The organism is Micromonospora sp. NPDC005237, from assembly GCF_040607775.1.
GTDB lineage: Bacteria > Actinomycetota > Actinomycetes > Mycobacteriales > Micromonosporaceae > Micromonospora.
This window is the reverse complement of record NZ_JBEXHJ010000010.1, coordinates 256,981-264,981: the sequence shown is the minus strand read 5'-3', so window position 1 is coordinate 264,981 and position 8,001 is coordinate 256,981. Positions and strand designations below refer to the sequence as shown.

The window sequence follows — 8,001 nt, the reverse complement described above, 5'->3', positions numbered from 1 at the left end:
TCACATCGTTCTGTGTCGCGGTCATCACGGCACCCTCCTCACCAGGCACAACGCCTGGCAGGTCAGGCCGGAAACACCGTTAGATCCACAGTCCCGCCTAGATTGGCGGACATGACGGTGGTGTGGGTGGTCGCTGGGGTTTTCGTTGCGGTGGCGGGACTGGCGGTCGGAGTCGTGGCGCGGCGGGGACGGGGGCGGCTGGCTTCGGGTGACGACCTCGCCGCCGGCCGGGACGCTCGCGCCAGGCAGCAGCGGTACGAGGCGGAGCGGAACGGGGACCAGGGCGGGACGTGGCAACGTGGCCGCGAGTCGGGCGGCTGAGGGGTCACTGGCCGTAGGAGAGGCGGAGGCGGTTGTTGATCAGGTAGTTGAGGCGGTGCCGCAGGTAGCCGAGGGTGCTCTCGCTCGGTAGGTCCGCCTCGGTGGTCAGGGTCCAGCGCAGCGTGCAGTCCCCGCCGGGCAAGCCGTGCGTCACGTCGAAGCGGATCCGGTCCAGCGGCCGGTGCGGCCACAGCGACGACCACACCAGCAGCACCGGTGCGTAGCCCGCCACCACCCGGGGCGGCACCTCGTCGTCGCGCAACTCCAGCCACGGACGACTGCCAGCCTCGTACGGGTCACGCAGCGACCGCCACACGACATGCGCGGGGGCCGGCTGGCTTCGTCGGCGGCTGCCCAGCACGTGCACGTCGCCCTCCTCACCGGACGGCCACATCCGCCCCCCGGGCCATTGTGGCGGCCCGGCACCGGCCGCGTGAACCGCCCGGCCGGCCGGGGGTCAAGCCGCCGCGTCGGTCCGAGGGTCAAGCCGCCCGGCCGGCCTGAGCGTGAACCGTCCGGCCCGGTGGTGCGTGAATCCGGTGAGCGTGGCGGTCGTACCGTCGGGGTACTGCGCAGCGGGAGCGCCGATGTCTGGGAGGCACAGTGGGGGCATGGTCAGGACGCGACGCCCGGGGACCCCTGGCGGGCCTGGTGGTCGCCGCGCTGGTGTCGCTCGCCTGCGCCGGCGGTGGGCTGGCCGAGCCGGAGGGCGAACGCCCGGGGGCGAACCCGCCGGCCGCCTCGCCGGGGCCGAGCACCACCCGCGCCGACAGCACCACCAGCGTGGCCGAGTTCAAGCAGGACGTCGCCGACGCGCAGGCGGTCGCCGAGCGCTACTGGACGGCCCAGTTCAAGGCGTCCGGGAAACGCTTCCAACCCATCCGGAGGGTCACCCCGTACCAGCGGGCCGGCGAGGTCTCCTGCGGCGGGCAGCCGCTGCCCCGCAACAACGCGGTCTACTGCTCGCAGGGCGACTTCATCGCGTACGACGTCGCCTGGTCGGTGGCCGCGTTCCGCGAGGTCGGTGACGCGTTCGTGTTCTACCTGCTCGGCCACGAGTACGCCCACGGCATCCAGGTGCGCCTCGGCATCAACTACAGCTTCACCATCCAGCAGGAGTTGCAGGCCGACTGCATGGCGGGGGCGTACCTCGGCGACTCGGTGCGCTCCGGCGACCTGACCCTCGCGGAGGGCGACCTGGACGAGTTCCGGGAGGGGGTGGCGGCCGTCGGCGACGACCCCGACCAGCCGTGGTTCGCCGAGGGCGCGCACGGCACCGCCGAGCAGCGCACCGACATGTTCTTCCGCGGCTACGAGCGCTCGCTGAAGGAGTGCGACCTGGGCTGAGCGGGGTTGCCCGGATCACCCCGACGCCCGTTGCCGCCACCGGCCACGGGTCGTGCTGGCAGGATCGCCGGTGTCGCCCACGACCCTGGAGGATCCGCTGAGCAGCCAACACCCCGCCGCCGTGCTCTTCGACATGGACGGCACGCTTGTCGACAGCGAGAAGCTGTGGGACGTCGCGCTGCAGGAATTGGCGCGCGAGTACGGCGGTGACCTCTCCGCCGACGCCCGCCGGTCGATCATCGGCACCGCCATGGCCGAGTCGATGCGCATCCTGCACGACGACCTGGGGCAGCCCGAACGGGACCCCGAGATCAGCGCGGCGTGGATCAACGCCCGGATCCTGGAGCTGTTCCGGGGCGGTCTGCCCTGGCGGCCGGGGGCGTTCGAGCTGTTGCACGCGGTCCGCGCGGCGGGAATCCCCACCGCGCTGGTCACCTCCAGCCCTCGGGCCCTCGTCGAGATCGCCCTGGACACCCTGGGTCGGGACACCTTCGACGTGGTGGTCGCCGGCGACGAGGTGGTCGCGGCCAAGCCCCACCCGGAGCCCTACCTGACCGCCGCGCGGCTGCTCGGCGTGCCGATCGAGCGGTGTGTGGCGATCGAGGACTCACCGACCGGGGTGGCCAGCGCGCTCGCCTCCGGCGCGGCCGTGCTGGCCGTACCCGCCGAGGTGCCGTTGCCCGACAGGACCGGCGTACACCAGGTGGAGAGCCTGACGGGCGTGGACCTGGAGGTGCTCGCGGCCCTGCTGGCCGACCGGGCCGCGGCCTGACGAAAACGTGGCCTGACGAAGAAGGGGGACCCCGCCGTTGCGGGGCCCCCCTTCTCTCGGTCTGGCGTCAGTCGTGGGCGATCGCGCCCAGGACGTTGATCCGGGCCGCCCGCACGGCGGGGAGCACCGCGGCCACCACCCCGATGATCGCGGCGAGACCGAGGAAGACGCCCATCTGGCCCCACGGCAGGATCAGGTCGGTGATGCCCTCGTCCTTGAGCGCCTCGACCACGGCGGCGCCGAGGCCGCTGCCGACCGCCACGCCCAGCAGCGCGCCGAACACGGAGATCACCACCGCTTCGACGGTGATCATGCCCATGGTCTGCCCGCGCCGCAGGCCGATGGCCCGCAACAGGCCCAGCTCGCGGGTCCGCTCCAGCACCGACAACGCGAGGGTGTTGATGATGCCCAGGACGGCGATGACGATGGCCAGCGCCAGCAGGATCTGGATCATCGTGAGCAGCCCGTCGAGCTGACCGGTCTGCTGCTTGATGAACGCGTCCCGGTCGGCCACCGACACCTCGGGACTGTCCGCGAGCAGCGCCTCCACCTGCGGCTGCACGTCGGCCACCCGGGCGCCTGCCGCCAGCTGGATGAAGCCCTGGATGGGCTGCGGGATGGCGAAGTCCTTCGCCGCGGTCGCCGGCAACGTCACCGGGTTGGTCAGCTGCGACGACTCGTAGATGCCGCTGATCGTGTACGTCCGGGCCTCGCCCCGGGTCAGCTGCACGTTCACCGTCGAGCCGACCGACCAGCCACGGGACTTGGCGGTGTCGGAGCTGGCGAGCATCTGGGTCGGCCCGAGCCGGTCGATGTCACCGGCGGTGGCCTTCGCCCCGAAGATCTGCCGCAGCGACGCGACGTCGCTGCTCGCCGCCACCCAGGTGCCCTCGCCGTTGATCCTGGCCATGTCGCCGTACTCGCCGTCGACCATCTGCACGCCGGGCAGGGCCTTGGCCCGGTCCAGCACACCCGGGTCGAAGCTCGGCGGACGCGGCCCACCCTGCTGGCCGGAGATCACCAGCTCGGCCTTGATGGTGTCCTGGGCGAGGGCGCTGATGCTGCCCTTGGCCGAATCGAGAATCACCGTGACGCCGGTGACCAGCGCGATGCCGACCATCAGCGCGGCCGCGGTGATCGCCGTGCGGCGCGGGTTGCGCCCCGAGTTCAGCCGGCCCAGCTTGCCCGGCACCGACCAGGAGAAGATCGCGCCGAGCAGGCTCACCACCGGCCGACTGATCAGCGGGGTCAGCAGCGCCACGCCGATGAAGGCGAACAGCACCCCACCCAGGATGGTGGCCAGGGTCTGACCACCCGCGTTGCCGCTGAGCCCCAAGAAGAGCAGCAGCGCGCCGATGCCGGTGACCACCGACCCGGCCACCGTGACCTTGGTCAGCGGCCGGTCCGGGGTCGCCACGTCCTGCATGGCGGCGATCGGCGGGATCCGGGATGCCCGCAGCGCCGGCAGCAGCGCCGCCACCACGGTGATCACCAGACCGACGCCGAAGGAACCGATCACCGCGGCCGCCGGCACGCCGATCCCGGCCAGGGTCAGCCCACCGGCCAACTTGCCGAACAGGAACGCCAGCAGCGCCCCCACACCGATGCCGGCCGCCAGGCCGAGCACCGACGCGATCAACCCGACCGCGATGGCCTCCAGCACCACCGAACCGATGATCTGCCGGCCGCTGGCGCCGATGGCGCGCATCAGCGCCAGCTCCCGGGTCCGCTGCGCCACGATGATCGAGAAGGTGTTGAGGATGAGGAAGGTGCCCACCAGCAGCGCCACCGCGGCGAAGCCGAGCAGGATCTTGTTGAAGAAGGACAGGCCCTCCTTCAGGCTGGCCGAGGCGTCCGCGGCCACCTGCTCGCCGGTCTTCACCTCGTAGTCCGCGCCCAGGGTCCGGGCCACGTCGTCGCGCAGCCTCTCGTCCGAGACGCCGTCGGCGGCGCGCAGTGTGATGCTGCTGAACGTGTCCGGCTCGCCCAGCATCAGCCGCTGCGCCACCGGCGTGGTGAAGAAGACCTCGTTGACCCCGCCGATCGAGTCCCGGTCACCGCTGTAACCGAGGATGCCGACCAGGGTGAACTCCCGCTTCTTGGACTCGAACGCGGTGAGCACGCCGACCTTCTGACCGACGCGCACCTTCGCCGTGGTGGCCAACGCCTTGTTGACCACGATCTCGTCCTCGGCCTGCGGCGCGCGCCCCTCCCGCAGCCGCATCAGGTCGCTCTCGCCGGTCCAGTTCTCGCCCAACTGCGGCGGACCGAACGAGGTGATCACCTTGCCGTTGCTGCCGATCACCCGGGCGCCGTCGGCGTTGACGATGCCGGTCGCCGAGGCCACCCCCGGCACCTGCTTGACCCGGTCCACCACGGCGGCCGGCAGCGGAGTGGCGGTCTGCTCGCCCTCCATCTCGTCGACCTGCACCTTCGGCTTCGCCGCGACGTTCACGTCGATCTCGGAGAACCCGTCGGCGAAGACCGAGTCGAAGGAGCGGCCCAGCGTGTCGGTCAGCACGAACGCGCCGGAGACGAACATGACCCCGAGCACCACCGCCAGCCCGGACAGGATCAGCCGGACCTTGCGGGCCAGCAGACTCTTGAGTGTCGCCCGGAACATCAGTTGCCCACCTCGGCCGGAGTGTCCAGCTTCTTCATGGTGTCCAGCACCGTGTCGGCGGTCGGCTCGATCAACTCCGAGACGATCTGCCCGTCGGCGAGGAAGACCACCCGATCGGCGTACGCGGCGGCCGTCGGGTCGTGGGTGACCATGACGATGGTCTGGCCGTGCTCACGCACCGAGTTGCGCAGGAAGCCGAGCACCTCCGCGCCGGAGCGCGAGTCCAGGTTGCCGGTCGGCTCGTCAGCGAAGATCACGTCGGGGCGGGAGACCAGCGCCCGCGCGCACGCCACCCGCTGCTGCTGACCGCCGGAGAGCTGCGCCGGCCGGTGGTCCAACCGGTCCTGCAGGCCCACCGTCTTGATCACCGTGTCGTACCAGGCCGGGTCCGGCTTGCGACCGGCGATCGACAACGGCAGCAGGATGTTCTCCTTCGCGGTGAGCGTCGGCAGCAGGTTGAACTGCTGGAAGATGAAGCCCACCTTGTCTCGGCGCAACTTCGTCAGCCCCGAGTCGCCCAGACCGGTGACCGTCGTCGCACCGATCGACACCGTCCCCCGGGTCACCGAGTCCAGACCGGCCAGGCAGTGCATCAGCGTCGACTTGCCGGAACCCGACGGGCCCATGATCGCGGTGAAGCGGCCACGTTCGAACTCCGCGCTGACCCCCCGCAGCGCGATGACCTGGGCCTCGCCGCTGCCGTACACCTTCCACACGTCGTTCGCCCGGGCCGCGGCCTGCGCCTGCTGGCCTACCGTCGCGGTCACGTCATCTACCTCTTCCGTCTGTCCGAATCTCACGCCGCCCCCCGATGGTCCGGCGTGACCGTTCAATCATCGGCGCTGCTCGCGCCCGTCCCGTCCGCCCCTGGGGGGACCCGGCGCGGATTTCCCGCTGCGGGTGCACCCCCATGCCGCATCAGGGTTGCCCCTGACCCGGCCGCCGATCGACAGGTTTCCCGACCGGCGAAACACCGCCGGACACGACACGTCCCCCGTTGGCCACAGGAGGGTCAACCGCGCCGAGCCGTCTACGGTCACGGTAGGTGAGCACGGCAACGGGGCCGTCCCCCCACGGAGGGATCTTCGAGTACGCCGGGTGGGGTAGCCGCCGCGCGTCCGCTACGCCCGCGGGCGGACCAGACCCGACTCGTACGCCAGCACGACCGCCTGCACCCGGTCGCGCAGCCGCAGCTTGGTCAGCACGTGCCCGACGTGGGTCTTGACGGTGGTCTCGCTGACCGACAGCACCGCGGCGATCTCGGCGTTGGACAACCCCCGGGCCACCTGTACCAGCACCTCGCGTTCCCGGTCGGTGAGCGCGCTGAGCGTCGCCGACGGCGTCGCCGCCGGGTCCGGCAGCAGGTCGGCGAAGCGCTCCAGCAGCCGCCGCAGGATCCGCGGCGCGACCACCGCGTCCCCGCCGGCCACCGTGCGGATCGCCGCGATCAGCTCCTCGGCTGGTACGTCCTTGGCCAGGAACCCGCTGGCGCCCGCGCGCAGCGCCCCCACCACATACTCGTCGAGGTCGAACGTGGTCAGCACCAGCACCCGCACCGGCAGGCGGGAGTCGACGATCGCCCGGGTCGCCGCCACCCCGTCCATGCGGGGCATCCGGATGTCCATCAGCACGACGTCGGGCAGCAGTCGCCGGGACAGCTCCACCGCCTCCACGCCGTCGCCGGCCTCCGCCACCACGTCCAGGTCACCCTCGGCGCCCAGCACCATCCGGAAGCCCGTGCGCAGCAGCGGCTGGTCGTCGGCGAGCAGGATCCGTACCGGCCGCGCCGAGGCAACCCGATCGGCCATCACGTCTCCCGTCCCCTCGCCGTCGCGCCCACACCGGTCATCGTCGCGTACCCGACCGGCGCGTCGTGGACCACGGTAGAGGCCCGCCGGCCGCGGTGTCCCGACCGACGCGGCACCGTCGCGGTCGGGTCCGAAAGCCCGCCGCGGCCCTCACTCGTCGGCGCCGGGCACCACCGGAGCGGAGCGGGCGTCACGCAGCGGATCGGCGTTCGCCGCCGCGACGGGGAACGGCGGCGGAGTGCCGCCGAAGGTGGGGCAGAGGGCCTGGTGACTGCACCAGTCGCACAACCTGCTCGGACGGGGTCGGAAATCCTGTCGGGCGGTGGCCTGCTCGATCGCCCGCCACAACGCCACCACCGTGCGCTCGAAGCGGACCAACTCGTCGGCGTCGGGGGTGTAATCCAACACCTCGGCGTCGCGCAAGTAGAGCAGGCGCAGCACCCGGGGCACCACCCCCCGGGTGCGCCACAGCACCAGCGCGTAGAACTTCAGCTGGAACAGCGCCCGCGCCTCGAACGCCTCCCGGGGCGCGCCGCCGGTCTTGTAGTCGACCACCCGCAGCGCGCCGTCCGGGGCGACGTCGAGCCGGTCGAGATAGCCCCGGATCAGCAGCTCCTCGTCGACGACCGCCGAGATCAGGCTCTCCCGTTCGGCCGGCTCCAGCCGGGTCGGATCCTCCACGGCGAAGTAGCCCTCCAGCAGCCCCGCCGCGGAGCGCAGGAACTCCACCGGGCCGGCCGGCTCGGCGCCGTCGAAGATCCCGGCCAGCTCCGGCTGCTCGGTGACCAGCCGGTCCCACTGCGGGGCCACCAGGTCGCCGGCCGCGGCCGGCGTGCGGGCCTGCGCGGGCAGGTCGAACAGCCGCTCCAGCACCGCGTGCACCAGCGTGCCCCGGGCCTGCTCGACTGTCGTCCGCTCCGGCAGCCGGTCGATGCTGCGGAACCGGTAGAGCAGCGGGCAGGTCTTGAAATCCGCCGCCCGCGACGGGGACAGCGAGGCCCGCACCGTCGGCGGTGTCTGCGCCGGGGAGGAGGACTGGGGGGTGGTGACCGGTTCCGCCGTCATGTCCGCAAAGGTTAGGGCACCGGTGTGACACCGCCCGCCGCCCGCCCCACGCCGGGCCGGTCCGT

6 protein-coding genes and 1 pseudogene are annotated in these 8,001 nt (G+C 72.0%); 2 read left to right on the top strand and 5 right to left on the bottom strand.

Annotated elements, in window-relative coordinates; translation table 11 throughout:
* Window positions 1-325: 325 nt before the first annotated feature.
* Window positions 326-715 carry a hypothetical protein gene (locus ABZT87_RS27070; protein WP_355139077.1) on the bottom strand — a complete coding sequence of 130 codons (390 nt, stop codon included), beginning with the start codon at window positions 713-715 and terminating at the stop codon, window positions 326-328.
* A gap of 164 nt (window positions 716-879) precedes the next feature.
* Here ABZT87_RS27070 and ABZT87_RS27065 point away from each other — a divergent pair.
* Window positions 880-1,668, top strand: a pseudogene (locus tag ABZT87_RS27065) (neutral zinc metallopeptidase); the annotation flags it as partial.
* Window positions 1,669-1,789: 121 nt separating this feature from the next.
* The gene (locus ABZT87_RS27060; RefSeq protein WP_355139091.1) at window positions 1,790-2,440 is read left to right on the top strand and encodes an HAD family phosphatase; all 651 of its coding nucleotides are present in this window, start codon (window positions 1,790-1,792) and stop codon (window positions 2,438-2,440) included.
* Window positions 2,441-2,507: 67 nt separating this feature from the next.
* Here ABZT87_RS27060 and ABZT87_RS27055 read toward each other — a convergent pair whose 3' ends face one another.
* The 4 genes from ABZT87_RS27055 to ABZT87_RS27040 all read right to left on the bottom strand — a co-directional run bounded on the left by ABZT87_RS27055 (window position 2,508) and on the right by ABZT87_RS27040 (window position 7,936).
* A complete protein-coding gene (locus tag ABZT87_RS27055; protein ID WP_355139075.1) occupies window positions 2,508-5,063 on the bottom strand; it encodes an FtsX-like permease family protein in 2,556 nt (851 codons plus the stop codon).
* Window positions 5,063-5,830, bottom strand: coding sequence for an ABC transporter ATP-binding protein (locus ABZT87_RS27050; RefSeq protein ID WP_234581947.1), 768 nt, complete (start codon window positions 5,828-5,830; stop codon window positions 5,063-5,065). The genes ABZT87_RS27055 and ABZT87_RS27050 overlap by 1 nt, the downstream gene beginning before the upstream one ends.
* Window positions 5,831-6,184: 354 nt before the next feature.
* On the bottom strand, window positions 6,185-6,871 hold the full coding sequence (locus ABZT87_RS27045; RefSeq protein WP_355139073.1) for a response regulator transcription factor: 687 nt from the start codon (window positions 6,869-6,871) through the stop codon (window positions 6,185-6,187).
* Window positions 6,872-7,021: 150 nt separating this feature from the next.
* Window positions 7,022-7,936, bottom strand: a complete 915-nt coding sequence (locus ABZT87_RS27040; protein ID WP_354862387.1) for a PD-(D/E)XK nuclease family protein — start codon at window positions 7,934-7,936, stop codon at window positions 7,022-7,024.
* Window positions 7,937-8,001: the final 65 nt, after the last annotated feature.

Coding starts and splice junctions, on each gene's coding strand:
- ABZT87_RS27070 (WP_355139077.1), bottom strand. CDS start 715: ATGTGGCCGTCCGGTGAGGAGGGCGACGTGCACGTGCTGGGCAGCCGC.
- ABZT87_RS27055 (WP_355139075.1), bottom strand. CDS start 5,063: ATGTTCCGGGCGACACTCAAGAGTCTGCTGGCCCGCAAGGTCCGGCTG.
- ABZT87_RS27045 (WP_355139073.1), bottom strand. CDS start 6,871: ATGGCCGATCGGGTTGCCTCGGCGCGGCCGGTACGGATCCTGCTCGCC.
- ABZT87_RS27040 (WP_354862387.1), bottom strand. CDS start 7,936: ATGACGGCGGAACCGGTCACCACCCCCCAGTCCTCCTCCCCGGCGCAG.